General features: G+C 71.2%; 22 protein-coding genes and 2 pseudogenes. 12 read left to right on the top strand and 12 right to left on the bottom strand.

Translation table 11 applies throughout. From position 1 onward, the window contains the following. Window positions 1–387 precede the first annotated feature (387 nt). Complete coding sequence (locus AC067M_RS02890; RefSeq protein WP_478695171.1) at window positions 388–1,038, bottom strand: DUF4360 domain-containing protein; 651 nt, start codon at window positions 1,036–1,038, stop codon at window positions 388–390. A gap of 247 nt (window positions 1,039–1,285) precedes the next feature. Then, entirely contained in the window at window positions 1,286–1,744 is a 459-nt protein-coding gene (locus AC067M_RS02895) for an RrF2 family transcriptional regulator (RefSeq protein ID WP_478695172.1), read from the bottom strand. A 76-nt stretch (window positions 1,745–1,820) separates the two neighbouring features. Here AC067M_RS02895 and AC067M_RS02900 point away from each other — a divergent pair, with 76 nt between their 5' ends. Further along, window positions 1,821–4,778 (top strand): beta-galactosidase, encoded by a 2,958-nt coding sequence (locus tag AC067M_RS02900; protein ID WP_478695173.1) that lies wholly within the window; start codon window positions 1,821–1,823, stop codon window positions 4,776–4,778. 21 nt (window positions 4,779–4,799) lie between these two features. Here AC067M_RS02900 and AC067M_RS02905 read toward each other — a convergent pair whose 3' ends face one another. The 6 genes and pseudogenes from AC067M_RS02905 to AC067M_RS02930 all read right to left on the bottom strand — a co-directional run bounded on the left by AC067M_RS02905 (window position 4,800) and on the right by AC067M_RS02930 (window position 10,736). Beyond that, window positions 4,800–5,402, bottom strand: a complete 603-nt coding sequence (locus AC067M_RS02905; RefSeq protein ID WP_478695174.1) for a sugar O-acetyltransferase — start codon at window positions 5,400–5,402, stop codon at window positions 4,800–4,802. A 141-nt stretch (window positions 5,403–5,543) separates the two neighbouring features. After that, a complete protein-coding gene (locus AC067M_RS02910; protein ID WP_478695175.1) occupies window positions 5,544–5,804 on the bottom strand; it encodes a hypothetical protein in 261 nt (86 codons plus the stop codon). 131 nt (window positions 5,805–5,935) lie between these two features. Beyond that, window positions 5,936–7,450 (bottom strand): arabinosylfuranosidase ArfA, encoded by a 1,515-nt coding sequence (arfA, locus tag AC067M_RS02915; RefSeq protein WP_478695176.1) that lies wholly within the window; start codon window positions 7,448–7,450, stop codon window positions 5,936–5,938. A gap of 132 nt (window positions 7,451–7,582) precedes the next feature. Continuing rightward, window positions 7,583–8,449, bottom strand: coding sequence for a carbohydrate ABC transporter permease (locus AC067M_RS02920; protein ID WP_478695177.1), 867 nt, complete (start codon window positions 8,447–8,449; stop codon window positions 7,583–7,585). Further along, window positions 8,446–9,384 (bottom strand): annotated as a pseudogene (locus tag AC067M_RS02925) (carbohydrate ABC transporter permease). The gene AC067M_RS02920 and the pseudogene AC067M_RS02925 overlap by 4 nt, the downstream one beginning before the upstream one ends. Next, the gene (locus AC067M_RS02930; protein WP_478695178.1) at window positions 9,381–10,736 is read right to left on the bottom strand and encodes an extracellular solute-binding protein; all 1,356 of its coding nucleotides are present in this window, start codon (window positions 10,734–10,736) and stop codon (window positions 9,381–9,383) included. The pseudogene AC067M_RS02925 and the gene AC067M_RS02930 overlap by 4 nt, the downstream one beginning before the upstream one ends. Window positions 10,737–11,006: 270 nt before the next feature. Here AC067M_RS02930 and AC067M_RS02935 point away from each other — a divergent pair, with 270 nt between their 5' ends. From AC067M_RS02935 to AC067M_RS02955, 5 genes are all read left to right on the top strand, one after another. Then, entirely contained in the window at window positions 11,007–12,239 is a 1,233-nt protein-coding gene (locus AC067M_RS02935) for a DUF6545 domain-containing protein (protein WP_478695179.1), read from the top strand. A 17-nt stretch (window positions 12,240–12,256) separates the two neighbouring features. Continuing rightward, entirely contained in the window at window positions 12,257–12,787 is a 531-nt protein-coding gene (locus tag AC067M_RS02940) for a toxin (protein ID WP_478695180.1), read from the top strand. After that, window positions 12,784–13,965: an MAB_1171c family putative transporter gene (locus AC067M_RS02945; RefSeq protein ID WP_478695181.1), complete on the top strand. Its 1,182-nt coding sequence runs from the start codon at window positions 12,784–12,786 to the stop codon at window positions 13,963–13,965. Before AC067M_RS02940 ends, AC067M_RS02945 begins: the two co-directional genes overlap by 4 nt. A gap of 175 nt (window positions 13,966–14,140) precedes the next feature. Beyond that, on the top strand, window positions 14,141–15,319 hold the full coding sequence (locus AC067M_RS02950; protein ID WP_478695182.1) for an MAB_1171c family putative transporter: 1,179 nt from the start codon (window positions 14,141–14,143) through the stop codon (window positions 15,317–15,319). Between the two features lie 14 nt (window positions 15,320–15,333). After that, the gene (locus tag AC067M_RS02955) at window positions 15,334–16,731 is read left to right on the top strand and encodes an FAD-dependent monooxygenase (RefSeq protein WP_478695183.1); all 1,398 of its coding nucleotides are present in this window, start codon (window positions 15,334–15,336) and stop codon (window positions 16,729–16,731) included. A gap of 438 nt (window positions 16,732–17,169) precedes the next feature. Here the strand turns inward: AC067M_RS02955 and AC067M_RS02960 are convergent, their stop codons facing one another. After that, window positions 17,170–18,021: an SMP-30/gluconolactonase/LRE family protein gene (locus AC067M_RS02960; protein ID WP_478695184.1), complete on the bottom strand. Its 852-nt coding sequence runs from the start codon at window positions 18,019–18,021 to the stop codon at window positions 17,170–17,172. Continuing rightward, window positions 18,018–18,791 carry an IclR family transcriptional regulator gene (locus AC067M_RS02965; protein ID WP_478695185.1) on the bottom strand — a complete coding sequence of 258 codons (774 nt, stop codon included), beginning with the start codon at window positions 18,789–18,791 and terminating at the stop codon, window positions 18,018–18,020. Before AC067M_RS02965 ends, AC067M_RS02960 begins: the two co-directional genes overlap by 4 nt. A gap of 127 nt (window positions 18,792–18,918) precedes the next feature. Here AC067M_RS02965 and AC067M_RS02970 point away from each other — a divergent pair, with 127 nt between their 5' ends. Further along, complete coding sequence (locus AC067M_RS02970; RefSeq protein WP_478695186.1) at window positions 18,919–19,467, top strand: hypothetical protein; 549 nt, start codon at window positions 18,919–18,921, stop codon at window positions 19,465–19,467. A 27-nt stretch (window positions 19,468–19,494) separates the two neighbouring features. On the opposite strand, the gene AC067M_RS02975 is transcribed toward AC067M_RS02970, so the two are convergent. Continuing rightward, a complete protein-coding gene (locus AC067M_RS02975; protein WP_478695187.1) occupies window positions 19,495–20,367 on the bottom strand; it encodes an ATP-grasp domain-containing protein in 873 nt (290 codons plus the stop codon). On the opposite strand from AC067M_RS02975, the gene AC067M_RS02980 reads away from it, so the two are divergent. Both AC067M_RS02980 and AC067M_RS02985 read left to right on the top strand, forming a co-directional pair. Then, window positions 20,357–21,598 carry a MerR family transcriptional regulator gene (locus tag AC067M_RS02980; protein ID WP_478695188.1) on the top strand — a complete coding sequence of 414 codons (1,242 nt, stop codon included), beginning with the start codon at window positions 20,357–20,359 and terminating at the stop codon, window positions 21,596–21,598. The genes AC067M_RS02975 and AC067M_RS02980 overlap by 11 nt on opposite strands. An 81-nt stretch (window positions 21,599–21,679) precedes the next feature. Beyond that, window positions 21,680–21,979 (top strand): hypothetical protein, encoded by a 300-nt coding sequence (locus AC067M_RS02985; protein WP_478695189.1) that lies wholly within the window; start codon window positions 21,680–21,682, stop codon window positions 21,977–21,979. Window positions 21,980–22,012: 33 nt separating this feature from the next. Here AC067M_RS02985 and AC067M_RS02990 read toward each other — a convergent pair. Further along, window positions 22,013–22,138 (bottom strand): annotated as a pseudogene (locus AC067M_RS02990) (GntR family transcriptional regulator); the annotation flags it as partial. A 102-nt stretch (window positions 22,139–22,240) separates the two neighbouring features. Between AC067M_RS02990 and AC067M_RS02995 the strand changes: the two are divergent. From AC067M_RS02995 to AC067M_RS03005, 3 genes are all read left to right on the top strand, one after another. Next, entirely contained in the window at window positions 22,241–23,479 is a 1,239-nt protein-coding gene (locus tag AC067M_RS02995) for an RNA-guided endonuclease InsQ/TnpB family protein (RefSeq protein ID WP_478695190.1), read from the top strand. A gap of 159 nt (window positions 23,480–23,638) precedes the next feature. Further along, window positions 23,639–25,084, top strand: a complete 1,446-nt coding sequence (locus tag AC067M_RS03000) for an acyl-CoA synthetase (protein WP_478695191.1) — start codon at window positions 23,639–23,641, stop codon at window positions 25,082–25,084. After that, window positions 25,081–26,493 carry a carboxyl transferase domain-containing protein gene (locus AC067M_RS03005; protein ID WP_478695192.1) on the top strand — a complete coding sequence of 471 codons (1,413 nt, stop codon included), beginning with the start codon at window positions 25,081–25,083 and terminating at the stop codon, window positions 26,491–26,493. Before AC067M_RS03000 ends, AC067M_RS03005 begins: the two co-directional genes overlap by 4 nt. Window positions 26,494–26,600: the final 107 nt, after the last annotated feature.

A 26,600-nucleotide genomic window follows, 5' to 3' on the forward strand; every position in this document is an offset into this window, starting at 1 on the left:
TCCGGGGCCGGTGGTCGCGACCGCGCCTCGCATGCACGCCGGCCCGGCGAAGCGGCTTGCGGGCAGTGGGCGGGGCGGGCGGCTCGGCGGTGGGACCCAGCCGGCGGCGGGAGAGGAAGCCGTGCGGCGGGGCTGGGTAGTCAGGGGGCATCCGCCTCGCAGGACCGCCGGCGAAGGGCCCGGCTCTCCGCCCCACGCCAGTAATTGGCGGCTGTGTGCCACCCCGACAGCAAAACACCTGGGCGGGCCGCCCAGAAACTGGCACACAGCCGCCAATCACCCCCCTCACACCCGTAAGCCGCTGTCCCGAGCGCTGAACCTGAACCACAGAGGCGACCCCCACCCCACGCCACCCGCAAGCGTCGTAGCGAGGGTCGCCCCCCCGTCTCACTTGCCAGGGCACTCCTTCCAGGCCATGTGGTACGTCGTGCTGATGTCGCCGTCCGTCGAGTCCATGGTCATGAAGCTGACCTTGCTGGGGGACGACGTGCCGGCGTTGACGCGCAGCTCGGTGTTGATGTTGAAGTTGCGCTGGACGCCGCAGGGGGCGTAGACGAGCTGGGCCCAGTCCGTGGTGTCGGTGGCCTGCCAGTTGTCGTTGAGGGCGCCGGAGAAGTTGTGGTTCTTGTACACCGTGCTGGAAGAGCCCTGGAAGTAGTACGAGGCCCGCTGCACCGCGGTCGCGCCCCGCTGGAGCGAGGCGAAGCCTCGGTAGTCCGCGCTGGCGATGGCGTACGTGAAGCCCTGCGGGACGTGGACGATCAGGCTCAGCTGGCAGTTCTTGCGGAACGCCGTGGGGTCGGAGTTGCCGCCGACCTGGGCGAGGTAGTCGCTGTACGTCACCGTGAACGCGGTGTTGTCCTCGGAAACGGCGACCGCCGCCGAGCCTACGGGACAGCCGGAGCCGTTCACCGTGGCGACCTTGATGACGATCTTGTCCGGGGGCGGGTTGTCGAACCCGGTGGAGGGGTTGTGCGCGGGCACCGCAGCGGTGACGAGAGCGGCTATCGCGCCGCCCAGGAGCAGCCCACTTGCCATGGTCTCTCCCCTTCGTTCGAATCGGTGGGGGGTGGATGCGCCCCGGCACCCCACAAGGCTCTGTGAAGAATCCATGGAGTTGCTGTGAAGAGGCGGGGCGATCGAATCGTAGGGAGACCCCCGCGAACCGGCCAGGTCGAACTCCGGCCATTCACCTCGGCCAGTTCACACCCACACACCCACACACCCACACACCCACACACCCAGGGATCCCGCACCCGGCGATCCCTGACACCCGCGACCGCCCCTACGGGTTCTCCCAAGCCGCCGGCTCCGCCGCCAGCCGCCGCACCGGCTCCGGCAGCGCGTCCGCCGCGATGTCGGCGATCGTGACGCCCTCCAGGATGCGCCGCACGTTGGCCCGTAGCGCGATCCACAGGGGGAGGAGGGGCTCGGCCGTGCCCGTGTAGGTGAGGCCGGTCGGGCGTTCGCCGCGTACGGAGACGATCGGGCCGTCGACCGCCCTGATCACGTCCGCGACGGTGATCGTCGCGGGGTCGCGGGCGAGCCGGTAGCCGCCACCTCCGCCGCGCCTGCTGTCGACGATGCCGCCGCGCCGCAGGTCGCCGAGGATCCCCTCCAGGAACTTGTGCGGGATGTCCTGCGCGGCGGCGACCACCTCCGCCTTCACGGGGTCGGCACCCTGCCGTACGGCGAGCTCCAGAACCGCCCGTACCGCGTAATCCGCCCGTGCCGAGATCCTCATGCGCCCATTGTGCGGTGTCCCGGTGTGCACAATGACCCCGCACCCCGCACACGGACCCCGGGCCCCGGAGGCTCCCATGGAGCTCAGCAGACGTACCTTCAGCGCCCTCGCGGGCACCGCGGCCCTCGGCCTGGCCCTGGGCGGCAGCGGCGGGGCCGGCGACGCCCACGCCGCGCCCAGCGCGCCGACCGGGCCGCCGCCCGCGCCGCCCGGCGCCGACGGGAAGCCGCACACGATCGGCTTCGACCGCTACTCCCTGCTCGTCGACGGCCGCCGTCTGTTCGTGTGGTCCGGTGAGATGCACCCCTTCCGGCTGCCGAGCCCCTCCTTGTGGCGGGACGTGCTGCAGAAGATGCGGGCGCACGGCTACAACGCGGTCAGCGTCTACGTGTCCTGGAACTACCACTCCCCCGCCCCCGGCCGGTACGACTTCACCGGCATCCGGGATCTGGATCTGTTCCTGCGGATGGCGAGCGAGACCGGGCTGTACGTCATCCTCCGCCCCGGGCCCTACATCAACGCGGAGATCGACGGCGGCGGCTTCCCCGGCTGGCTGACGGTCACCAAGGGGACCGCCCGCACCGCCGACCCCACCTACCTCTCCCACGTCGACCAGTGGCTTGCAGCGGTGAACCGGATCGCCGCCCGGCATCTGTACAGCGACGGCGGCGGCACGATCCTGCTCTACCAGATCGAGAACGAGTACGACTCCCACGTCACCGAACCGGCCGGGCGCGACTACATGGCCCACCTCTATCAGCGGGTGCGCGCCGACGGCATCGACGTGCCTCTCTTCCACAACGACAAGGGGCGGAACGGGCACTGGGTGCCGGGGTCGTTCGACACCGGCGGGGAGGGCGGGCTCTGGCTGTACGGGTTCGACGGGTATCCCTCGCCGGCCCAGGTGCCGCCGGACTGGGGGCACTTCGGGAGCGGGGGGACTACGGGTGGGGCCACCGCGAGTCCCCAGACGCCCGGGTTCGTGCCGGAGTTCGGTGGTGGCTGGTTCGATCCGTGGGGCGGGGTGTGGTTCAAGGGGAAGGGGTACGCGGAGTCACGGCGGACCCGGGACGCGGCGTACGAGCGGCGCTTCTACCTGACCAACCTCGCCAACGGGATCACCCTGCACAACGTGTACATGACCTTCGGCGGGACCTCGTGGGGCTGGCTGCCCGCGCCGGTCGTCTACACCTCGTACGACTACGGGGCGGCCTTCGACGAGGGGCGCAACCCGACCGCCAAGCTGGTGCCGATGCACCAGCTCGGGCATCTGCTCCAGTACGTGCCTGACTTCGCCAAGCTGGACCGGGCGGCGGACGTCACGGCGGACGGGCTGCGCGTGTACCACCTCACGAGCCCCGACACCGGCGCCCACGTGTACGTCCTGCGCAACGACGGCGCGGAGTCCGTCACCTCGACCCTGCGCACCGCCGGGGCCGAGCTCCCGGTCACCGTCCCCGGCCTTGACGCCCGCCTCCTCGTCACCGGGCTCCGGCTGGAACACCGCACGCTGAGCCACTCCACGGCCCAGCCCATGCTGGCCCTCACCGTCGGGCGGCGGGACATCGCCGTGCTGACCGGGCGGGCCGGTGAGCAGACGCAGACCGTACTGGAGTGCGCCGACGAGCCGACGGTGAGCGTGCTCGACGGGAAAGCCACGCACTCCTACGCCTCGGGCGCCCTGCGCATCGACGCCGAACTCGGCGGGCTCACCAGGGTGTTGGTCGAGGGCGGCGGGGTTTCCACGCCGCTGCTGCTTCTGCTCGCCGACGACGAGACCTCCGTACGGCTGTGGCCCCGGGACACCCCGGCCGGGCCGGTCCTGGTGTACGGGCCTGCCCTCCTGCGCACCGCCGACACGAGCGGCGCGGCCCTTCACCTCACCGGGGACACGGTCGGGGCCGTCGACCTGGAGGTCTGGGCGCCGGACGGTCTCGGGCAAGTGACATGGAACGGCGCCGACTTGGCGATGCGGGGCACTCAATCCGGCGGTCTGCTGGCGGAGCGGCGGCTGACCGGTGTGGGGGCGGTGACGCTGCCGCTGTTGGGCGGCTGGCGGTTCCGGGCGGAGAACCCCGAGTCCGCGCCCGGCTTCGACGACTCCCGCTGGACGGTCGCCGACCGGACGACGTCGTACAGCACGACACCCGTACCCGACGGGCAGCCCGTCCTCTTCGCGGACGACTACGGCTTCCACTACGGCGACGTCTGGTACCGGGGGCACTTCACCGGCGCGACCGGTCTGCAGGAGGTGTCGCTCGCGTACAGCACCGGCACGCAGGGGATGCTGCTGGCCTGGCTGGACGGGGAGCCGCTGGGCGGGCATCGAATGCCGGTGCCGGACAACAGCACGGTCCGTCAGGGGAGTTGGGCGGACACGGTCGTGCTGCCCGTACCGGAGAAGCTGCGCACGGGTGGCGCGCATGTGCTGTCCGTGCTGGTGCGGCGGATGCAGCACGACCAGGACGGCAAGGCGCTGGACACGCACAAGGTGGCGCGCGGGCTGACGGCGGTCACCTTCAAGGGGGCGTCGCCCCACGTGACGTGGCGGCTTCAGGGCGAGGCGACGGTCGATCCGGTGCGCGGGCCGCAGAACAACGGCGGGCTGTACGGGGAGCGCGAGGGCTGGCATCTGCCGGGGTACGCGGACCACGGGTGGCGCCGGACCGCGCTCCCGCGTGCCGAGCGGCGGCAGGGGGTCACCTGGTACCGCACCGAGTTCCGGCTCGCCGTCGACCCGGGCACCGACGCCTCGGTCGGCCTGTTCCTCGACGACGACCCGAACCGCTCGTACCGCGTCCAGATCTTCCTCAACGGCTGGAACATGGGCCAGTACATCAACGACGTGGGCCCGCAGCACACCTTCGTCCTGCCGAACGGCATCCTGCGCACCCGCGACATCAACACCCTGGCCCTGGCGGTCCTGTCCGACGGGACCACTCCGGCGGGACCGGGCCAGGCGCGGCTCACACTGCTGGGCGCGGCGGCGGGCGGTGCGCGGGACTCCGTCGGGCGTTCCCTCGTCACCGGATGAACATCGGGTGGAAACCAGGTTCTACCGCTCGGCGGTACGTGTGGTGAGGTCCTCGTCCGTGACGCGGCGGACCACCTGGCAAGGGGTTCCGACCGCGACGGTCATCGGGGGAATGCTGCGGCTGACGACGCTCCCGGCACCGATGACCGACCCGTATCCGATGCGAACGCCGGGCAGGACCACTGCGTTGCTGCCGATCCACACCTTGTCCTCGATCACGATCGGTTCCGAGAACCGCCCGAAGTCAGCGCGTCGTAAGGGATGCACCGGGTGTCCCGTCGTGGTCAGCGTCACGCTGGGCGCGATCATGACACCGTCGCCTATGCGGATGTCCACGTCGTCGACGAACGTGAGGTTCACGTTGCCGAAGAAGTCGTCGCCGATGTGGATGTTGCTGCCGAACCCGGCGTGGAACGGCGGCAGCAGCACCGTGCGTTCACCGACCGAACCGAAGATCTCGAGGAGCAGCGATCGACGCTTGTCCGGTTCGCTCGGTGGTGTGTGGTTGTACGCGAAGATCTGCTCCGTGCGGCGCCGAGGGGCCTGGAAGGCCGCTTCCGACTCGGTGTAGACAAGCCCCTTGGCGATCCGGGCCAGGACTTCTTCCTCGTCAGCATGCGTCACAGCGGAACGCTCCCTTCGTCCACCCCAGAGCCTACGTGCACCTTCCTCTCGTGGACGCGCCTCATCATCGGGCTCGTCCGCGACGGCACCAGCGGTGCCAGGGCGGGTCGATGAGGCAGGCTCCAGTCCGTACCGGTCCGGTCAGGCCGCCTGGTCGTAGTCGGCCGGTACGTCCTCGTCGGTGGGCCTGCCGTGGCCCTGGCCGCGCTTCTCCCAGGCTCGTAGCACGGCCCAGAGCAGCGCCCACGCGGGGACGAGGTACCAGGGCACCGGCCACCCGGCCTGCCACCAGTCGGCGGCCGGGGAGAAGACCGCCTCGGTCGCCGCCGCGAGCATGGCGACGCCGAGGGTCCAGCACAGGAGGCGTCCCGCCCATCGAACGGCCGGGCCCGGACGGTTCATCGAGGGATCCCCCCTCACCGAAGGGTGATAGTCACACAAGCGTGCCTCCCGTGACGGGAGGCACACAACCCTTCGCATGCGGCGGAATGCGATCGCTTGCTGCGCGTACTCCACCTACTCCATAGGCTCCGTCACGCCAGCCGGATCACGTTCCAGGACAGCGGCTCCAGTACGGCGGCCAGCCGGCCGTCCTGGAGCGCCGTGCCCTCCACCGCGTGCGGGGCGACCCGCTCGGGCTCGGCGAGCGTGTTGCGGGCGTCCGGGTCGGCGTCCGCGAGCGCGCTGTGCTCGACGACGGAGGAGAGGTCGAGGCCGCTCAGGGCCACGTCGAGGGGCAGCGACTCGGTGCGGCTGCGGTTGACGGCGAAGACGGTGACCGAGCCGTCCTCCGCGCGGACCGCCGTGGCGTGCAGGAGGTCCGCCTCGCCGTACTTCTTCGTCTCGTACGTCGGCGAGTCCACCCGGACGTCCAGGACCTCGCCCCGGCCGTACTTCGACGCCTGGGCGAACGGGAAGAACGTCGTCTGCCGCCAGGCCGGGCCGCCCGGCTCGGTCAGGATCGGCGCGATGACGTTGACGAGCTGGGCGAGGCAGGCGACGGTGACGCGGTCGGCGTGCCGGAGCAGGGCGATGAGGAGCGAGCCGAAGACGACCGCGTCCATGACGCTGTAGTTGTCCTCCAGCAGGCGGGGGGCCTCCGGCCAGTGGGTGGGGTCGCTGGTGCGGGCGTGCTCCTCCCACTTCGACAGGTACCAGACGTTCCACTCGTCGAAGGAGAGGTTGATCTTCTTCTTCGACTTCAGCCGAGCGCCGATGTGGTCGCAGGTGGCGACCACGTTCTCGATGAAGGACTCCATGTCGACCGCGGAGGCGAGGAAGGAGTCGATGTCGCCGTCGTGCGGCTCGTAGTAGGCGTGGAGGGAGATGTAGTCGACGAGGTCGTACGTCTCCTTCAGGACCGTCGCCTCCCACTCGGCGAAGGTGGGCATCGACTGGCTTGAGCTGCCGCAGGCGACGAGTTCGACGTGCGGGTCGATCTGGCGCATGGCGCGGGCGGTCTCCGCCGCGATGCGGCCGTACTCCTCGGCGGTCTTGTGGCCGGTCTGCCAGGGGCCGTCCATCTCGTTGCCCAGGCACCAGAGCCTGATGTCGAAGGGGTCCTTGTCGCCGTGGGCGATCCGCTGCTCGGCGAGCGCGGTGCCGGCGGGGTGGTTGGCGTACTCCTGGAGTTCCAGGGCCTCGGCGACGCCTCGCGTGCCGAGGTTGATCGCCATCATGGGCTCGGCCTGCGGGCCGATCTTGCGAAGGAAGGCGATGTACTCGGAGAGGCCGAAGCGGTTCGTCTCCGTCGAGCGCCAGGCGAGGTCGAGGCGGCGGGGGCGGTCCTCGACCGGGCCGACGGAGTCCTCCCACTTGTAGCCCGAGACGAAGTTGCCGCCGGGGTAGCGGATGGCGGTGACGCCGAGTTCCCGGACGAGGTCGAGGACGTCGGTCCGGAGTCCTTCGGCGTCGGCGGAGGGGTGATCCGGTTCGAAGATGCCGGTGTACACGCAGCGGCCGAGGTGTTCTACGAAGGAGCCGAAGAGGCGGGGGTTGACCTGGCCGATGGTGAAGGCGGGGTCGAGGGTGAAGCGGGCGGTGCGCATCGTGACCTTTCGGGTTCGGTTTTGTGTTGCTTGTGGGTCGTGGCTGGTCGCGCTCACGCGGCGGAGCCGCATATCGATGACTTCTCCACCCTGAAGAGTGCAGCGACTCAACTTCGTTGTCTTCTCTGTTCGTTACTGGCCGGCGAGGCCGGTGTGCGCGACGCCCGCCACGATCTGGCGCTGGAAGAAGACGAAGACGATGATCAGGGGCAGGCCCGCCATGAGGCCGCCGGCCATGAGCTGGGCCCACTGGATGCCGTAGGAGTTCATGACGGTCGCGATGCCGTTCGGCATGGTCATCAGGTCGGGGTTGTTGGTCACCATGTAGGGCCACAGGAAGTTGTTCCAGGAGGCGATGAAGGTGAAGATGCCGACCGCGGCGAGGGAGGGGCGGGAGAGGGGCAGGACGATGGTGAAGAAGACCCGCCAGCGGCCCGCGCCGTCGATGAAGGCGGCCTCCTCCAGCTCGCGTGGGATGCCCTGGAAGAACTTGTAGAGGATGTAGACCATGGCGGCGGGCGCGCACTGCGGCAGGATCATGCCCCAGTAGGTGTCGACCATCCCCATCTGCTGGACGGTGGTGAAGAGGGGGACGCCGAGGACGGCGGGCGAGACCATCAGGCCGGCCATGACGAGGCCCATCAGGGCGCCCTTGCCGCGGAACTCGGTGCGGGCGAAGCCGTATCCGGCGAGGGCGCTGACCAGGAGCACGACGCTGGTGACGCAGACGGAGACGACGAGCGAGTTCACGAACCAGTTGGTGAGGTTGCCGGTCTCGAAGATGGCCTTCCAGGCCTGGGTTGTCCAGACTTCGGGCAGCCAGTGCGGCGGCACCTCGACGGCCTCGGTCTCGGACTTGAGAGAGGTGAACAGGCCCCAGGCCAGCGGTGCCATCCACACGAGGGAGACGGCGGCGCCGATCAGGGTGAGAACGATCTGGCTCAGGGTCCAGGGTTTGCGGGCCTTCGCGGGCCTGACGCGGATCTGCGTGGCGGTCATCGCACGCCCTCCTCACGCTTGCGCAGCAGCCACATCCGCGCGAGGGCGACGGACGCGATGATCACGAAGAAGATGATGGAGATCGCGGAGGCGTAGCCCACGCGGTAGCTGGTGAAGCCCTCTTCGAGGGTGTACTGGACGATGGTGCGGGTCGATTCCTCGGGGCCTGGGCTGAAGTCCATCATCACGACGGCCTGGTCGAAGATCTGGAGCGAGGCGAGGATCTGCAGGGCGATGACGAGGCCGGTGATGTTGCGCAGCATCGGCAGGGTGATGTGGACCATGCGGTGCCAGGCGTTCGCGCCGTCGAGCCTCGCGGCCTCGTAGAGGTGGTCGGGGATGCCCTGGAGGGCGGCGAGGTAGAGCAGGAAGCTGAAGCCGACCGTCCACCAGAGGGTCTCGATGACGATGGCGAGCATGGCGTACGACTTGTCGGTCAGCCACGGCGTCTCGATGCCGAAGACGTGGTTGATCATGCCGGTGCCGGGGTTGAACAGCCACTGCCACAGGTTGCCCGCGACGGTGGAGGGCAGCAGGAACGGAGCGAAGAAGCACAGCCGCCACAGCTACTGGCCGCGTTCGATGTGGTGGGCGAGCATGGCGAGCAGGAAGGCGAGGACCGTGATGCAGGGCACCACCAGGAGCGTGAAGTAGGCGCTGTGGCCGAGCGCGTCCCACATCAGGGGGTCGTCGAGGGCTTCGCGGTAGTTGTCGAGGCCGACGAAGTTCGCGCCGTCGCCGGAGATGTTGGCGTCGGTGAAGCTGAGGTAGACACCGCGCAGCAGGGGCCAGATCACGAACAGGGTGAAGAGCGCCAGGAACGGGGCGACGAACCAGCCGCCGTGCTGGAAGCCCTGCTTGCGACGGACGGTGGCGCCGGCGGCAGCGGTCTTCGCGCGCGCCGGTGCGATGACGGTCTGAGCGCTGGTCGTCATGCGACCGCACCTCCCTGCACCGCGGTCTTGCCGTCCATGGGGTTCTTCATGGCGAGCAGTTGGGTGAGCGCGCCTTTCATCCGGCGGGCGACGGCCTCCGGCTTGGCGGAGCCCACGGTCGAGGAGACGACGATCGGGCCGACGCGCTGGGCGAGGATGCCGGTGGAGCCGGCGAACCACACCTTCGGCTCGGTGGCCTGGTGGTCCATGGCGGAGACGTACTCGCTCTGCGGGTCCAGCTTCTTGTACGCGGCCGTGGACAGGGTCGGCGTGTAGGCGGGGATGTGGCCGCCGGCGGCCCACTGCTGGGCGTGCTGGACGACGTAGGCGGCGAGTCGGTGGGCGGCCTCGTTGGCGGGGCCGCCGCGGTCGGACTGGTGGGGCAGGACGAAGGCGTGCGATTCGGCGTGGGTGGCCTGCTTGCCGAAGACGGGCGGCAGCGGGGTGGCGCCGTAGTCGAGTTCGGCTCCGGAGAAGACCGGCACCGACCAGTTGCCCTCCCAGGTGAAGGGGGTGCCGTTGATGAACTGTTCGGCGCCGACGGAGCCCATGCCGGGGTTCGCGTAGCCGTCCGTGACGTGTCGGCGCAGAAACTCCAGGACCTGGGTGGCCTTGTCGGTGTCTAAGGTGACCTCGGTGCGGGCGTCGTTGAACCAGGTGCCGCCGAGCTGGGTGTAGAAGGCGAGGAAGAACCACCACTGGAAGTTCTGGTCGTTGATCCACAGGCCGATGGTCTGCAGGCCCTTCTTGGTGGCCTTCTTGGCCTCCTTCAGTACGTCGAACCACTCGTCGGTCGACGTGACCGGGACGAGCCGGCCGTCGTCACCGAGCAGGCCCGCCTTCTTCAGTACGTCCTTGCGGTAGAAGCAGAGTTGGACGTGGATGTCGAGCGGGAGGGCGTAGAGCTTGCCGTCGATGACGGCGCGCTTCCACAGCGCGGGGTTGAAGTCCTGTTCCCGTACGCCGTACTTGGCGAGCAGCCCGGCGTCCCAGGGGTCCAGGAGGCGGCCGGGTGAGAAGCCGGTGACCCGGCCGAGGTGCATGACGCCGAGGTCGGGGGCGCGGTTGCCCGCGGCGGCCATGGCCAGCTTGGTGTAGAAGGGGTTGCCCCACTGGAGGGTCGAGTCCTTGACGTCGATGCCGGGGTTCGCCTGACGGAAGGCGTCCAGCATCGCGATCATGTTGGCGCCGTCGCCACCGCTGAAGAGGTTCCAGTAGCGGACGCGGGTGTCCGCGCTGGAGGCGAGTGCGTCGGCGCCGGTGCCGAGAGCGGCGAAACCGAAGCTGCCCGCCACCGCCAAACCGCCTGCGGTGGCCAGAAGATGCCTGCGGGTGAGGCCGGGTTGTTCCATTCCCTGCCCTTACTGTTCGACATTTCGGAGCGTGCTCGTAACTTCGAACGGACCGTAAAATCGATGCGCGTTCCCGTCAATGGTTTCGACGCGACTCATGACAGCGCTTTCTACTACGGTTGTTCGAGCGCCGACGCACTTCGGTCACCGAGCGATTGTTTCCGGCTGAACTATGGCCATCGGATCGCATGACGCGGACAGTTCAGGACGCGTAATCTCGGACCGGCTGCCGAGCGGCCGACGGACGGCGAGGAGGGGGGAGCGACGCCCGTGTCCCTGGCCCTGGAGCTCAGCGAGTGCTCCATCTCCTTCTGGATCCCGACCGGGGTTCTGGCCGTAGCTCTGGCGATCAAACTGCCCACGATCATCCGGCTGTGGAAGGAACCGCTGCTGCGCGCGGTCGGCGGACTGCTGCTCCTCGCCTGCTGCGTGTTCGTCTTCGTCACACCGTCGACCATCGCCTGGACCAACCGCGTCACCGGCGTGCCCAACATCTCGGCGCCCTGGGTCTATTCACTGCTCACCGCGTTCTCGGGCTCCTGCCTGCTGCTGATCATCGCCTGGCGCAACGGCCTGTCCGACCGCTCGGACGCGACCTGCCGCGCCATGCGCTGGGTGATCTCCGTCTACTCGGGCGTGATCGTGGCCCTGTGGATGCTGTTCGCACTCGCCGACACACCCGTGGAGCGGCTGCGGGACCTGGACACCTACTACGCCAACACCCCGTTCATGCGCGAGGAGATCATGCTCTACCTGCTCGCGCACACCCTGGCCACCGTCATCACCTCACGGCTGATCTGGAACTGGGTACGCACCGACGGACTCGACGCCTGGCTGCGCTGGGGGCTGAAGTTCCTGGGCATGGGCTACGCGACCCAGTTGGTCTTCGACGCCGCCAAACTCACGGCGGTCGTGGCGCGTTGGACCGGTCACGACCTGGACTGGCTCAGCACCGACGTCGCCCCGCCCGTGGCCTGTCTGTCGGCCGTCCTGATCGCGGTCGGCTTCATCCTGCCGCACGCCGGCCAATACCTGCACGACCGCTGGCGGGTGCGGCTCGCCCACCGCGAACTACGGCCGCTGTACCAGCTGATGCGGACCGTCGACGGCCACCGCGCACCCCTGCTGCTGCGCGCCGCTCCCGAACTGCGCCTGACGCGCCGGGAGACGTTCATCCGCGACACGCTGCTCCCGCTGGCCCGGCACATCGACGAGGACCTGCGCACCCGGTCGTACGACGCCGCGCTCGCCCTCGGACACGCCCCGGGGCGGGCCAAGGAGCTCGCCGAGGCTGCGGCGATCCTGGACGCCGTCGGCACCGCAGGAACCGGGGGCGGCGCGGCGGACGGCGACGAGGGCGGCCACCCGGACCCCACGGACCTGCTGCGGGAGATCGGGGCCGTCTCCCGGGCCCTACGGCATCCCGAGGTCATCGACGCGGTGCGCGCCCGGGCGGCCGCCGCGGCGGAGGCGGCCGGTCCGCCCCTGCCGCACCGGAGGTGAGGTAACTGAGGCAACGCATGGCCTGGAACATCGCAACGGTACGCAGGAAGAAGGAGATGCGCCGGCTCGCCGGCGTGCTCATCGGACCCATGCGGGTCTCGGTGCCCGCGGATCCCGAGGCGCTGTTCGACGCGCTCGTCGACTCCGTCAGCCGGTGGCGGGGCCGCGAGGTCGTCGTGCGCCGGGAGGTCTTCCCGCCGCACACCGCGAGCGGGCTCTGGCTGGAGGGCGACACGCAGGACATCGTCGTCGTCGACCGGCGGGCCGCCGTGTGGCACCAGATCGTGATCTTCTGCCACGAGGTGTGGCACATGCACCAACAGGATGCGGACACCCCCACCGTGGCGGCCGCCGAAGGCCGCCCCGTACCCGTCGCCGCGCGCACCGACTTCAGCCTCGCCGACGAGCAGGAGGCCGACCGGTTCGGCATGCTCATGAGCGGGCGGCTGCGTCCCTGGCTGGAAGCGGACCCCACCCCGGGCGACGGCGCCCAGGACCTCGCCGGGCGCATCGGAGCCGCCCTCGACTACCGCGGGACACGAAGATGAACGGCCTGATCAACTACATCAGCTGCGGTGTGCTGTGGCTCGGCCTGGTGGTCAAGGCCCCCGATCTCCTACGGCACCGGCGCGACCCCTACCTGCGGGCGATCTGCGCCGTGCTGGGCCTCGCCGGCGTCTGCTTCTTCCTCGGCGCCGAGCCGACGGTCGCCGCCGTCAACCACTTCAGCGGCATCCCCAACCTGGCCGCGCCGCTGACGTACGCGTCGATCACCGCCTACAGCGCCGCCTCGCAGATCCTCATCGTCTACTGGCGCGGCGGACCCCGCGTGCACCGCACCACCCGGCGCTGGATCGTGGCGTACGCGTTCGTCCTGCTGGGCATCGCCACGACGTTCGCGCTGGGCGACGCGCCCGTGGAACGCCGCACCGACCTCGACACCTACTACGCGACGACTCCGTACATCGCCGAGATGATCGTGCTGTACCTGGCCGGACACCTCGCCGCCGTCAGCGTCACCACCGTGTCGTCGCTGTGCTGGGCCCGCGAGGTCGACGGCTGGCTGCGCGCGGGCCTGATCACCCTGGGCATCGGGACGCTGTGCAACGCCGGATACAGCGTGGGCAAGCTGGCCGCCGTGGCCGCCCAGTGGTGCGGACGGGACTGGTCGGGGCTCGGTACGACGGTCTCGCCCGCCGCCGCGGGACTCGGCGCCCTCATGACGGTCGGGGGCATCCTGATCCCGCTGGCCGGGCCGCAGCTGACGGAGCGGCGGCGGGCGCGACGGGACTACGTACGCCTCGAACCGCTGGAGCGGGAACTGGACGAACTCCTGACCCGCCGGGCGCTGCGCCTGCCCCGGCCGCGCCTGGCCTCCCCCACCACCCGCCTGGTGTGGCGGCAGACCAGCATCCACAACGCGCTGAGCTGCCTGGACGCGTTCTTCGACCGGGCCCTGTACGAACGGACACTGGAGGCCGAGGCGCAGGCGACCGGTGACCTGGAGCGGGCCGAGGCCACCGCGTGGGCCGCGGTCGTCGCCGCCGCCGTCGTGGAGGAACGCCACCGGGAGAGACCCGTGGCCCCGCCCGAGGAGGCCGACCGCTTCCAGGACGGGGCCCCCGGTCCGGCCACCCTCGTGCACATCGCCGACGCGCTGACCGCCTCCCCCCTCGTCGCGGCCGCCCGCGCCCACACCGGCAACGCCACGACGGGCACGGCGTGAGCCCGACACCCGCAGTCCCCCACGTCGTACGACCTCGGCGGCCACGGCGTCGGTCCGGCGCCCACGGCACCACCCCCACCCCCACGCCGGCACCACCACGACGGGCATGGCGTGAGCCCGTCAGCGGCACCCCCTCCCCCACTGCCGCACGATCGTCTGAACGGAGTCCCCGGGCATGAGTCTCGTCGTGTATCTGGCGGCCGCAGCCTCCGCGCTCGCCTGTGCCGTGCTGTTCCGCAACACACCCCGCACCGCCGCCCCGAGCCCGCTGACCGTGTCCACCTGCGTGGCGATCACCCTCGGAGCCGTCGTCTTCGTCTGCTCGGCCCCGCTCACCCTGGCCGCCGTCAACGACCTCACCGGCATCCCCAACTTCGGCGCGCCGCTCACCTACGGGATGCTCTCCGCGTACAGCTGCTCCCTGCTCATCCTGCTGATCCACTGGCGGGGCGGCTCCCCCGAGCGCATCCGGAGCCTGGTGCTGCGGGCCGTCGCCGCGTACGCCGCGCTGATCGTCGCCATCGTCGTGCTGTTCACCCTGGCGGACGCGGACGTGGAGCGGCTCTCGGACCTCGACACGTTCTACGCGAACACGCCGTACATGCGCGAGATGGTCGTGCTCTACCTGCTGGGGCACAGCGCGGCCATGCTGGCGATGTGCGTGGTGTGCGTGAAGTGGGCCCGTGAGGTCACCGGCCTGCTGCGGACCGGGCTGCGGCTGATCCTGGCCGGGGCGCTGCTGGACGTGGTGGGCTTCCAGCTCACCAAGTACACGGCCGTCCTTGCCCGTTGGTCCGGCCACGACCTCGACTTCCTGTCCACCGACGTCGCCCCGCCCATGGCCTCGCTCGGCGCGCTGGTGTTCTCCGCCGGGTTCGTCCTGCCCCGGCTGCTGCCCGCCGCCCAGGCCCAGTGGCACAGCCTCGACGACCACCGCAGGCTGGGCCCGCTGTGGTCGCGGGTGCGATTCGCCTCCACCGCGCCGAAGCCGCCGAGCGCCTGGTGGCAGCTTCCGCAGGCGCGCCTGCGCTGGCGTGAAGTATCCATCCACGACGCTCTGTTGGCGCTCGCCCCGTACTTCGACGACCGCGTCCGCGAACAGGCCCTGGACGCCGCCCTGCGCGAGGGCCGACCGGCGCACGACGCCCGGGTCGCCGCCGAGGCCGCCATGGTGGCCGAGGCCGCACGCCGCGCCGCCGACCGGCGGGAACCGCAGGCCACGCCCAGCACGTACCGCCTCTACGCCACCGAAGTCTCCGGCACCGGCGGTTTGGTGGAGTTGGCGCAGGCGCTCACCCGGTCGGCCCGCGGAGGCGCCGTGCGTGAAGGTACTGTGAATGCCACCCCTGGCTGAACACGAGGAGCCCCATGACGCGGAGAGCTGTCGTCATCGGTGCCGGCCTGGCCGGCATGCTGGCCGCGGCCGCGCTGTCGCCCACCGTGGACGACGTGATCGTCCTGGACCGCGACGACCTGCCCGACGGACCCGACCACCGCAAGGGGCTCCCGCAAGGGCGCCACGCCCACCTGCTGATGGCCGGGGGCCTGGCCGCCATGGAGGACCTGGTGCCGGGCGTGAGCATGCGCCGGCATCTGCTCGCCGCGGGCGCGCACGAGATATCGCTCGGGTCGGGCATGGTGGGACTGACGCCCGAGGGCTGGTACCGGCGGTGGCGGCACGAGGGGCCCCGCATGCTCGCGTGCAGCCGGGCGTTGCTGGACTGGGCGGTGCGGGCCGCGGTGCTGGCGAACACGAAGGTCGAGGTCCGCAAGGCCCGGGTCGTCGAACTCACGGGCACGGCCCGGCGTGTTGACGGGGTGCGTGTCTCAAGTGCCGACGGGGAGGCGGAGCTCGAGGCGGACCTCGTCGTCGACGCCAGTGGGCGCGGCACTCGCGTGACGCACTGGCTGGAGAGCCTCGGGGTGACCGGCATCCGTGAACGCACGGTGGACTCCGGGCTCGTCAACGCCACCCGCGTGTACCGGGTGCCCGACGGGGCCGAGCGGTTTCCTCTGACGGTGATTCAGGCCGACCCGTACGCGGGGCTCCCCGGGCGCAGTGGCATGGTCCTGCCGATCGAGGGCGGGCGGTGGATGGTGAGCCTCGCCGGCACGCGCGGCGGGGAGCCGCCCACCGACCCGGACGGGTTCCTTCGATACGCCCTCGACCTCCCGGATCCCATCGTGGGGCGACTCGTCTCCGGTGCGGAGCCGCTGACCGACGTGCACCTCAGTCGCAGTACGAGCAATGTCCGGCGGTACCTGGAGAAGGTCCGGGAGTGGCCGGAGGGGCTCGTGGTGCTCGGCGACGCCGTGGCCACGTTCAACCCGGCGTACGGGCAGGGGATGGCCGTGGCCGCGCTGGGGGCGCGGGTGCTGGGTGACGAGGTACGGCAGAGTGGGCTGGGGTCGGCCGGGCTGGCGCGGCGGGTCCAGCGAGGGGTGGCGCGGCCCGTCGAGACGGCCTGGGCGATGGCCGTGGGGCAGGACGTCTGGTACCCGCAGACCCGGGGTGGGCGGCCGAGCGCCGCGGACCGGCTGGTGACGCGGTACTCGCGACGGCTGACGCGGGCGTCGACCGGGTCCTACGAGGCGGCCGCCGCGCTCTGGGACGTCACCAGCCTGAACTCGGGGGTGGGGCGGTTGTTGCGTCCCGGGACGCTGCTGGCCGTGCTGAACGGGCCGTTGTTGCCTTCGTTGGCCGACCCCCCGTTGTCCCACGGGGAGCGGGAGATCCTCCGAGGACTTGACCGTACGTCGGTCTGACGCGCTGGGCGGTGCTGGGGCCGGGACGGGCGGGACCGCTCGCCCCCGCTGGCGGGTGCCGCCTGCACCCACGCTCCCCCATCGCCCCAGCGGCACGACTGCCCGCAGGCCAGGGCGTGTTGCGAAGGTCCCGTCGTCCGCCCGACGCCCTGCGGCGTCCGGTGCGTGCGATCGCAACGCGGAGGGCCGCCCGCGTACTGGGCGTACGTGGGCGATCCCGACAACGCGGCGAGCGCGCGTGCCGGGCGTCGCAGGGCGGGCGGGACGTTCGACGCCCCAGGGTCTTTCGTTTGGATCAGGCCGGATCAGGAAGCGGGGTCCGGTGCCGTGCATCGCAAGGCGGAGGAGGGCGGCAGGGCGGAGCCCTGCCGACCGACGACAACGCGGCGAGGCGCGGTGCCGGGGCCCGCGAGCCCGGCCTGATCCGAACGAGAGGCCCTAGCCCTCGAAGGCCCGCTGCGGCAGCCCCTTGCCCACGCCGGGTACCACCACCAACGACCCCGACAGCGGTGGCGGCGAGTCCAGGCCCACCCGAGCCGTCGTGATGTACAGGTCGGTCAGGTCGGAGCCGCCGAACGCACAGGCCGTCACCCGAGGAGCCGGCAGCTCGATCACCCGGTCCAGCGCCCCCGCCGGGGTGTACCGGCGAACCGCGCCACCCTCCCACAGCGCCACCCACACACAGCCGTCCGCGTCGACCGTGAGGCCGTCGGGGAAACCCGCGCCCTCCTCGATCTCGACGAGCGGGCGCCGGTTCACCGCGCGCCCGTCGGTGAAGTCGAAGACGTCGACGCGGCGGGTCGGTGAGTCGATGTAGTACATCAGGCGCCCGTCGGGGCTCCAGCCGGTGCCGTTGCTGACCGCCACGTCGTCGAGGATCACCTCGACGACACCGTCACCGGTGACGCGGGAGAGCGCGCCACCGCCCGGTGCCTCGTCGTAGCGCATGGTGCCGGCCCAGAGGGAGCCGTCGGGGGCGACGGCGGCGTCGTTGGCGCGGCGGCCGGGAACGGGCTCGTGGTGGAGCCAGCGGAAGGTGTCGTCGGGGTCGAGGAGGCCGACGCCGTCGCGCAGGTTGAGGACGAGCCCGCCGCCCGTGCGGGGCTTGACGGCGCCGACGTGCTGCTCGGTCGTACGAACCGTGCGCCGGCCGGTGGCGGGGTCGTAGGTGTGGACGCGGGAGCCGAGGATGTCGATCCATATGAGGCGGCCGGCCGCCGCGTCCCACGTGGGGCCCTCGCCGAGCGTCGCCTCCGCCCGGACGGCCACCTCGTACGTGTTGTGGGTCATGCCACGCTCCGGTAGCCAAGGCGTTCGGACAGCTCGGCGGCACCCTTGGCGGCGAGCTGCTCCAGCTCGCCCCGGCGGTCGTCGCTCCAGCGGATCATGGGGATGGAGATGGAGAGGGCGGCGACCACCTGCCCGGTGCGGTCGCGGACCGGGGCGGCCACGCAGGAGACGTCCGGGTTGGACTCACGGCGCTCCACGGCGATGCCCCGCTGCCGGATCTCCGCCAGGGCCTCGCGCAGGACGGCCGGGTCGGTGATGCTGTTGGGGGTCATGCCGACCAGATCGGCGTCGGCCGGGACCCGCGTGGCGAGCTCCGGCTCGGGAAGGGAGGCCAGCAGCATCTTGCCGACGGAGGTGCAGTGCGCCGGGAGGCGCCGGCCGGCGGCGGACACCATGCGGACCGCGTGGGTGGAGTCGACCTTGGCGATGTAGATGACGTCCGTGCCCTCCAGGATCGCCACGTGCACGGTCTCGTCGCAGGTCTCGGCGACGGAACGGGCGACCTGCATGCCCTCGGCGGCGAGGTCGAGCTGCTCGGAATAGCGGCTGCCGAGCTGGTAGGGGCGTACCCCGAGCCGGTAGCGTCCGGGCTGGCCCTGCACGGGGACGATGTACGACCGGGCGGCGAGCGTGGTGACCAGCTCGTGCACGGTGGTGCGCGGCAGCTGGAGCTTGCGCACGATGTCGGGGGCGGAGAGCGTCCCGTCCCCGTCGAGGAAGAGCTCGAGAATGTCGAGAGCCCGGGTCACGGCTGGTACGAGGCGTCCCACGACTGGCCCCCTCCCTTGTTGGTTGCGACGCTCGAAGCGTTCGAGATTTCAACTGGCGATCGACATGACGAACACAGGCTAGTCATAGTGGGTGGAACGAGCAATGGTCGTGAAGGAGTGGGCGACGATGGGTGCCATGCAGTTCACCCCGCTCGACTTCCAGCTCGTCCTGCTGCGCCGCATGGCCGACCACAACTCCGGCCTGGTGGAGGACGCCCGTCATGAGCTGGGCGTCTCGATCGCCGAGATGCGCGAGGCGAACAAGCGCTGGCAGGCGATGGTCCGCTCCCCGCGGTCCCGTTCCGCCGCCTCTCGCTACCGCTCGGTCCTGGGTGCCCCCGAGTCCACGACCGCCCGCCGGATCGGCGACCTCGACTGCGAGGCCCGGCTCTGGCCGCTCCCCCTCTGGCCCGACCTCCGCTTCGAGATCCTCCTCGCCCCCAACGGCACGGTCTGGAACGAGTGGCTGGTCCGCGCCCCCGGAGCCGAACCGCCGGTCCTGAAGACCCTCGACGACCTCACTCCGTGGTCCTGCACGGTCGACGAGGCGGCCCGCGCCTTCGCCCCCACCCGCTGGGGCCTCGCCTTCACCGCCCCGGACACGCAGGGCGTACGCCACGAGGTGGCCGCCGAGTTCACGTACGGGCTGCTCCAGCGGACGGCGGTCAGCGGCTAGCGTCAACAACGCTCGTGATCAATACAGCTAGCGGCTAGCGGCGGCCAGGATCGCGTCGGCCACGCCCGGCACCGACCCGGTGTGCAGGGAGAGGAACAGATTCGGCTCCACCAGCTCCAGCTCCATCACCCGCGGCTCGCCGTCCTCCCCGTCCACGAGGTCGACGCGGGCGTAGAGGAGGTCCGGGGCGCCGGGTATCGCGGACAGGGCCTGCTCGGCGACGGAGAGTTCGGCGGGGGTGGGCTGCCAGGGTTCGAGGCCGGGGTGGGCGACCTTGCGCTCGTCGTAGGGGGTGCCGGGCGACAGCACCGCGCCCTTGCGGCTGGCGTGCAGGAGGCTGCCGCCGAAGAACTGGACGGCCCGTTCGCCGCTGACGTCGATGGTGCGCACGTACGGCTGGATCATCGCGGTGAAGCCCTCGGCGTGCATGCGGGCGAGATGTCGTACGGCCGTGTCGTGCTCGTCGGGGGTGTAGCGGGCGGCGAAGCGCGCGCCCGCGCCGGACGTCGGCTTGATCACGTACTCGTGGTCGTCGGGGAGGCCGGCCGCCTCGCTGGGGGCGAGGTAGCGGGTGGGGACGGTGGGCACGCCGGCCTCCGCGAGGTCGCCGAGGTAGCGCTTGTCGGTGTTCCAGCGGATGACGTCGGCCGGGTTCGCGAGCCGGGTCGCCGCACCGGTCTTCTCCGCCCAGGCCGTGAACTCCGCCGCCCGCCAGCTGTAGTCCCAGGTCGAGCGGATCAGGGCGAGGTCGAAGGAGGCCCAGTCGGCGTCCGGGTCGTCCCAGAACACGGCGGCCGCCTCGGCTCCGGCCTCCTCCAGCGCCCGCACCAGCACCGGAAGGTCCCGGTCGACGCTGATCTCGGGACCGGGGCGGCAGGTGACGAGTGCGATGCGGGGCACGGCGGGCCTCTCGTACGAACGGCTGATCGACCCGCAGGCTAACAAGGCCTCCCGCAACCGGGACACCTCGTTGACCTTCCCCCTCGGTGAAGCCACACCATCGGTGGCGGAACCGGAAGGGGGCGTGGACACGCCCCGGGAGGGTGGGGACGTGCTGACCATCGGGGCCTTCGCGAAGGCATGCCGGCTGTCGCCCAAGGCGCTACGGCTCTACGACGAGCTGGGGCTGCTGCCGCCCGCCCGGGTCGATCCGGACACCGGATACCGCTACTACGCGCCCGAGCAGCTGGAGCGGGCCCGGCTGGTGGCCTGGCTGCGGAGGCTCGGCATGCCGCTGGCCCGGATCCGCGAGGTGTGCGCCCTGCACGCCCGTGAACCGGCGGCCGCCGCCCGCGAGATCCGTGCCTACTGGGCGCGGGTCGAGACGGAGACGGCGGTACGGCGGGACCTCGCCGCGTTCCTCGTCGACCATCTGACGGCCACACCGAGGAAGGACACCACCATGCTGGAACTCCGTTACTCCGCCCACTCCGACCGGGGCCGGGTGCGACCCGCCAACCAGGACACGGCGTACGCGGGCACCCGGCTGCTCGCCGTCGCGGACGGCTTCGGCGCGGCGGGCGGGCCCGCGAGCAGCGCCGCCGTCGAGGCGCTGAAGTCCCTGGAGACCGAGGAGGTCGCGGCGGGCAGCGTGCTCAATCTGCTGGAGGACGCCGTGCGGGGCGCGACCGAGGCGGTTCACGACATCGCGGAGGGCACCGACGAGAGCGGCACCACGCTGACCGCGCTGCTGTGGACGGGCTCCCAGCTGGCCCTGGTGCACATCGGCGACTCGCGCGCGTATGTGCTGCGCGACGGCGAGCTCTTCCGGATCACCCACGACCACACGGTGGTCCAGTCGCTGCTCGACGAGGGCCGGCTGACACCGGAGGAGGCCATGAGCCACCCCCAGCCCGCCCTGCTGCTGAAGGCGCTGACGGGCGGCGCCCCCGCCGGTCCCGACCTGCGCCTGCACGACGCCCGCCCCGGCGACCGGTACCTCCTGTGCTCCGACGGCCTGTCCACCGTCGTCCCCGACGACCGCGTCCGCGACCTCCTCACGGCGACCCCGGACCCGGACCGGGCCGTACGGTCCCTGATCAGCGCCGCGAACGACGCCGGCGGGCCGGACAACGTCAGCTGTGTCGTGGCGGACGTCGTGCGCACCGCGGGCCGAGGGACGGACAGCTGACTCGAACGGCGTACGACGGCGGGCCGTGACCGCCGGCGGCCGGTCTACTGAGCGGGAGCACCGAACCGAGGAGGGATTCCGATGGCTGTTGTGTTGTCCTTGCGCTGGGCCGGAATGACACCCGAGCAGTACGACGCAGTACGGGACGCGGCGGGCTGGGAGGAGCAGGTCCCGCCCGGTGTCGTGCTGCACACAGCCTGGTTCGAAGAGGGGGCCCTGCACGTGACCGACGTGTGGGACTCCGAGGCGGACTTCGAGCGGTTCTTCACCGAGCGGATCGCCCCGGCTGTCAAGGAGATCGGCGTGCCCGGCGACCCGGAGTCCAAGTTCCTGCCGCTCCACCGGCGTTTCGTGGCCCCGGGCGTGACCGGCGCCGCCTGACCTCTCCCCTCCCAGGGGGCGTACGACCGTCCGCTACCGCTCCTCCTCCGGCTCCCAGTCCAGCAGGCGTACCTTCGCGACGGTGCGGACGGGGCGGCGCATTGCGGTGGCCGCCTGGGTGGGCCGGCTCTCGGAGATGGCGTCGAGGACGGCCCCGTGAGTGATGGCCCCGGTTCCGGGACCGCCCCGGCCTTCACTCGGTTGGGTGAAGCATGGTGAACGTACAGTTGGCAATCGTACGCGTGTGTAGCTTTGGTGATCGTGAAGCTGGTGGTGCAGGTCAGACTGCTGCCGACGCCCGGGCAGGCGGCGGCGCTGGAGGCGACCCTGCGCGCCTGCATTGAAGCGGCGACTTGGGCCAGCGGCGTGGCCTTCGAGAACGATGTGAAGCGGAACTTCGCGCTGCGCGAGCACACGTACGGTGAGATCAAGGCACGGTGGGGGCTGGGGGCGCAGGCTGCCCAGCACGTGATCAAGAAGACCTGCGACGCGTACGCCCCGCTGAAAGCCAACCTGAGGGCCGGGAACCTGGGCAGGCTGGGCTCGAAGCGCTACCGCAGGGCGGTGGAGAAGCCGGTCGTCTTCCGTCCGGAGGGCGCGCAGCCCTACGACGACCGGATGCTGTCCTGGCAGATCGACCGGCGCCGGATCTCGATCTGGACGACTGCCGGGCGGATGAAGCACGTGGCGTTCACCGCCTCACCGGAGCAACTGGCCACCCTCGCTCGGTACCGCAGGGGCGAGTCCGACCTGCTGTGGCGGGACGGCATGTGGTTTCTGCAGGCCACCTGCGACGTTCCCGAAGCGCCACTGAACAGTGATCCGGTGGACTTCCTCGGCATCGACCTGGGCATCGTGAACAGCGCCACCACCAGTGACGGCGAGATCATGGCCGGACGAGACCTCAACCGCATCCGCACCCGGGAGCGCGCGCTCCGCACCAAGTTGCAGAAGAAGAGCACCCCGTCCGCGAAGCGTCGGCTGAATAAGCGTCGGCGTAAGGAGGCGCGGCGGGCGAAGGACATCAACCACAAGATCGCGAAGCATGTGGTGGCCGAGGCAGAACGCACCGGTCGCGGAATCGCCCTGGAAGATCTGACGGGCATCCGCGAACGGGTACGGCTTCGAAAGCCCCAACGGGCCACCCACTCCAGCTGGTCCTTCGCCCAGCTGGGATCGTTCATCGCGTACAAGGCCCGCAAGGCGGGGGTGCCGGTGGTGCACGTCGATCCGGCGTACACCTCGCGCACCTGCGCCGAGTGCGGCCACATCGACAAAGCGAACCGGGTCTCCCAGGCCTGGTTCGCGTGCATGAACTGCGGCGTCGTTGCGCACGCGGACCGGAACAGCTCCCGCAACATCCGCGCCAGAGCGCGGGAGTTGTGGCGACGCGGGGCGCAGTCAACCGCCCCAGACCCGCTTCCCGAACCGGGGCGTGGGACAGGACGCAAACGCAGCACCACAACCAGTGGCGCCCGTTTTGCAAGCCCGGGACTTTAGTCCCGGGTCGCTGACGCAGCTGATGGTCTACGGAGGGATCGTGGTCGCGATGGTGTGGCTGGTGATGGCCGTACCCGGATTCGGGTAGGAGCCGGCTTCGGGTAGTACCGGCGGGACGGCAACAGGCAGCGACGGTTCGACAGTCAAGGAGCATGACGCGTGTCCTCTCTTTTCCCGGCCCTCACGGGCGGTCCGGCGGGGCGGGTCGCCCTGCGGTTCGGTGCCCGGTCCCTGACGTACGCGGAACTGGCCGCCGCGGCCGGTGCCCTCGCGGGCCGGATCGCGGGCGGCGGGCGGGTCGCCGTCTGGGCGACGCCGACCCTGGAGACCGCCGTCGCGGTGATGGCGGCGCTCGAGGCCGGTGTGGCCGCCGTGCCGCTCAACCCGAAGTCCGGGGAGAAGGAGCTCGGACACATCCTGTCGGACAGCGCACCGGACGTGGTGCTGGCCGAGCCCGGCGTGGAACTCCCGTCGCCCCTACGGGACTTGACCCGCGTCGATGTCGAGGTGCACGGCACCGGGAGCCCGGCTCCCGAGCCGTCGGCCGGCGACGAGGATCCCGCCCTGGTCGTCTACACCTCCGGTACGACCGGCCCGCCCAAGGGTGCCGTCATCCCCCGGCGGGCGATCGCCACGACGCTGGACGCGCTCGCCGACGCCTGGCAGTGGACCGGCGACGACGTACTGGTGCACGGGCTGCCGCTGTTCCATGTGCACGGGCTGGTGCTCGGCATCCTGGGCCCGCTGCGGCGCGGCGGATCCGTGCGGCACCTGGGCCGGTTCACGACCGAGGGCGTGGCCCGTGAGCTGAACGCCGGCGCGACCATGCTGTTCGGCGTGCCGACGATGTACCACCGCGTCGCCGAGTCCCTGTCCGCCGAGCCCGAACTGGTCAAGGCGCTCTCCGGGGCCCGGCTGCTGGTCTCCGGCTCCGCCGCGCTGCCGGTGCACGACCACGAGCGGATCGCGGCCGCGACCGGGCGGCGGGTGATCGAGCGGTACGGCATGACGGAGACGCTGATGAACACCAGCGTGCGCGCCGACGGGGAGGCCCGGGCGGGCACGGTCGGAGTGCCGTTGCCGGGCGTGGAGCTGCGGCTGGTGGAGGAGGACGGCTCGGCGGTGGCGTCGTACGACGGTGAGACGGTGGGCGAGATCCAGGTGCGGGGGCCCAACCTGTTCACCGAGTACCTCAACCGGCCCGACGCCACGGCCGAGGCCTTCACGGCGGACGGCTGGTTCCGCACCGGTGACATGGCGGTGCGCGATCCCGACGGCTACGTCCGGATCGTCGGCCGGAAGGCCACCGACCTGATCAAGAGCGGCGGTTACAAGATCGGGGCCGGGGAGATCGAGAACGCGCTCCTCGAACACCCAGGGGTGCGCGAGGCCGCCGTCACCGGGGAGCCGGACGCCGATCTGGGTGAGCGGATCGTCGCCTGGATCGTCCCGACGGATCCTCAGGCGCCGCCCGGGGCCGAGGAGTTGGCCGACCATGTGGCGAGCCGGCTCGCGCCGCACAAGCGGCCGCGCGTGGTGCGGTACCTCGACGTCCTGCCGCGCAACGACATGGGGAAGATCATGAAGCGGGCGCTGACGTCATGAGCGTCCGCCTCACCGCACGCGACGCCATCGCCCTCGTCACCGACCGGTTCGAGGAACTCCCGTACCCCGAGCGGCTCTCCGGGCCCGACGGTCCGCTCGGCTGGCAGGGCTACGACGCCTCGCGCGCCCGCGCCGCCGAGCGCACCGGTGAGGAGGAGTCCGTCGTCTGCGGCACCGCGAGTGTCGAAGGCACGCGGGCCGTGCTGATCGCGTTCGAGTTCGGCTTCCTGGGCGGCTCGCTGGGCCAACGCACCGGTGACCGGCTGGAGGCGGCGTACACCCACGCCCGCGCCCACCGGCTGCCGGTCGTCCCGCTGGTGGCCACGGGCGGCAGCCGGATGCAGGAGGGCATGCTCGCCCTCACCCAACTCCAGCGTGTGGCCCGGCAGTCGGCACTCACCCGGGAGGCCGGGCTGCCCCAGATCGCCGTCCTGCGCGACCCCACGACAGGCGGCGGCTGGGCCACCCTGGGCGCGGGCGCCGACGTGACCCTCGCCCTCCCCGGCGTCCAGGTCGGCTTCGCCGGCTCCCGCGTACGCCCACCGAACGCCGACCCGACCGCGTACACGGCGGAGGCCCAGGTGGCGGCGGGCTCGGCGGACGCGGTGATCCCCCCGGGGGAGCTGCGGAAGGAGCTGGGGGGTTGGCTACGGCTCCTGGCGCCGGGGTCGCCGGCGCGGGCCCCGCAGTCCATCACCCCCGCGCCGGTCCCCCCGGCCCTCGGCGCCGCCGACCTGCCCGGGGCCCCGCAGTCCATCACCCCCGCGCCGGTCCCCCCGGCCCTCGGCGCCGCCGACCTGCCCCTCTCCGGCTGGGGCGCCGTCCAGCGTGCCCGGCACCCTCGACGCCCCCGCGCCGAGCGCTACTTGGACGCCTACTTCACTCACCGCGTCGCCCTCTCCGGCGACCGATGCGGGGGCAGTGACCCCGAAGGCATGCTGTGTGGTTTCGGGGAGCACGCGGGGCGGACGGTCGCCTATGCGGCGCAGACCGGGGCGGCGACCCGCCCGGCGGGCTATCGCACAGCCTCCCGGCTGATCCGGCTCGCGGACCGGCTCGGCATCCCGGTGCTGACGTTGGTGGACACGCCGGGTGCGGCCAACGACGCGGAGGCGGAGCGGCAGGGGGCCGGTGCGGCGATCGCGGACCTGTTCGGTGCGGTGGCCGCCGCGCGGACGCCGGTCACCACGCTGGTGATCGGGGAGGGCGGTTCCGGTGGCGCGCTGGCGTTGGCGGCGCCCGGCAACACGTGGGCCACGCCGGACAGTTACTTTTCGGTGATCGCCCCGGAGCTCGCGGCCGCGATCCTGAAGCGCACCCCGGACGAGGTCGAGCCGACGGCCGATCAACTCCGGCTGCGGCCCCAGGACTTGGTGGAGCTCGGCGTGGTGCGCGGGATCGCGTCCTAGGGCGAGTAAGGGTCGACGAGGCCGGTTACGGGCTGGGGAAACGGGGACAACCTCAAGTACCTTCCGTAACAATGAAAGCGCACAACGCGGTCGCACGACGGGGGACG

The sequence above is a fragment of the Streptomyces sp. NPDC043427 genome (assembly GCF_056436655.1).

Excerpts from the sequence above, each read along its gene's own strand:
- AC067M_RS02890 (WP_478695171.1), bottom strand. The coding sequence starts at position 1,038 with ATGGCAAGTGGGCTGCTCCTGGGCGGCGCGATAGCCGCTCTCGTCACC.
- AC067M_RS02895 (WP_478695172.1), bottom strand. The coding sequence starts at position 1,744 with ATGAGGATCTCGGCACGGGCGGATTACGCGGTACGGGCGGTTCTGGAG.
- AC067M_RS02900 (WP_478695173.1), top strand. The coding sequence starts at position 1,821 with ATGGAGCTCAGCAGACGTACCTTCAGCGCCCTCGCGGGCACCGCGGCC.
- AC067M_RS02910 (WP_478695175.1), bottom strand. The coding sequence starts at position 5,804 with ATGAACCGTCCGGGCCCGGCCGTTCGATGGGCGGGACGCCTCCTGTGC.
- arfA (WP_478695176.1), bottom strand. The coding sequence starts at position 7,450 with ATGCGCACCGCCCGCTTCACCCTCGACCCCGCCTTCACCATCGGCCAG.
- AC067M_RS02920 (WP_478695177.1), bottom strand. The coding sequence starts at position 8,449 with ATGACCGCCACGCAGATCCGCGTCAGGCCCGCGAAGGCCCGCAAACCC.
- AC067M_RS02930 (WP_478695178.1), bottom strand. The coding sequence starts at position 10,736 with ATGGAACAACCCGGCCTCACCCGCAGGCATCTTCTGGCCACCGCAGGC.
- AC067M_RS02940 (WP_478695180.1), top strand. The coding sequence starts at position 12,257 with ATGGCCTGGAACATCGCAACGGTACGCAGGAAGAAGGAGATGCGCCGG.
- AC067M_RS02945 (WP_478695181.1), top strand. The coding sequence starts at position 12,784 with ATGAACGGCCTGATCAACTACATCAGCTGCGGTGTGCTGTGGCTCGGC.
- AC067M_RS02950 (WP_478695182.1), top strand. The coding sequence starts at position 14,141 with ATGAGTCTCGTCGTGTATCTGGCGGCCGCAGCCTCCGCGCTCGCCTGT.
- AC067M_RS02955 (WP_478695183.1), top strand. The coding sequence starts at position 15,334 with ATGACGCGGAGAGCTGTCGTCATCGGTGCCGGCCTGGCCGGCATGCTG.
- AC067M_RS02960 (WP_478695184.1), bottom strand. The coding sequence starts at position 18,021 with ATGACCCACAACACGTACGAGGTGGCCGTCCGGGCGGAGGCGACGCTC.
- AC067M_RS02970 (WP_478695186.1), top strand. The coding sequence starts at position 18,919 with ATGGGTGCCATGCAGTTCACCCCGCTCGACTTCCAGCTCGTCCTGCTG.
- AC067M_RS02980 (WP_478695188.1), top strand. The coding sequence starts at position 20,357 with ATGCGGGGCACGGCGGGCCTCTCGTACGAACGGCTGATCGACCCGCAG.
- AC067M_RS02985 (WP_478695189.1), top strand. The coding sequence starts at position 21,680 with ATGGCTGTTGTGTTGTCCTTGCGCTGGGCCGGAATGACACCCGAGCAG.
- AC067M_RS03005 (WP_478695192.1), top strand. The coding sequence starts at position 25,081 with ATGAGCGTCCGCCTCACCGCACGCGACGCCATCGCCCTCGTCACCGAC.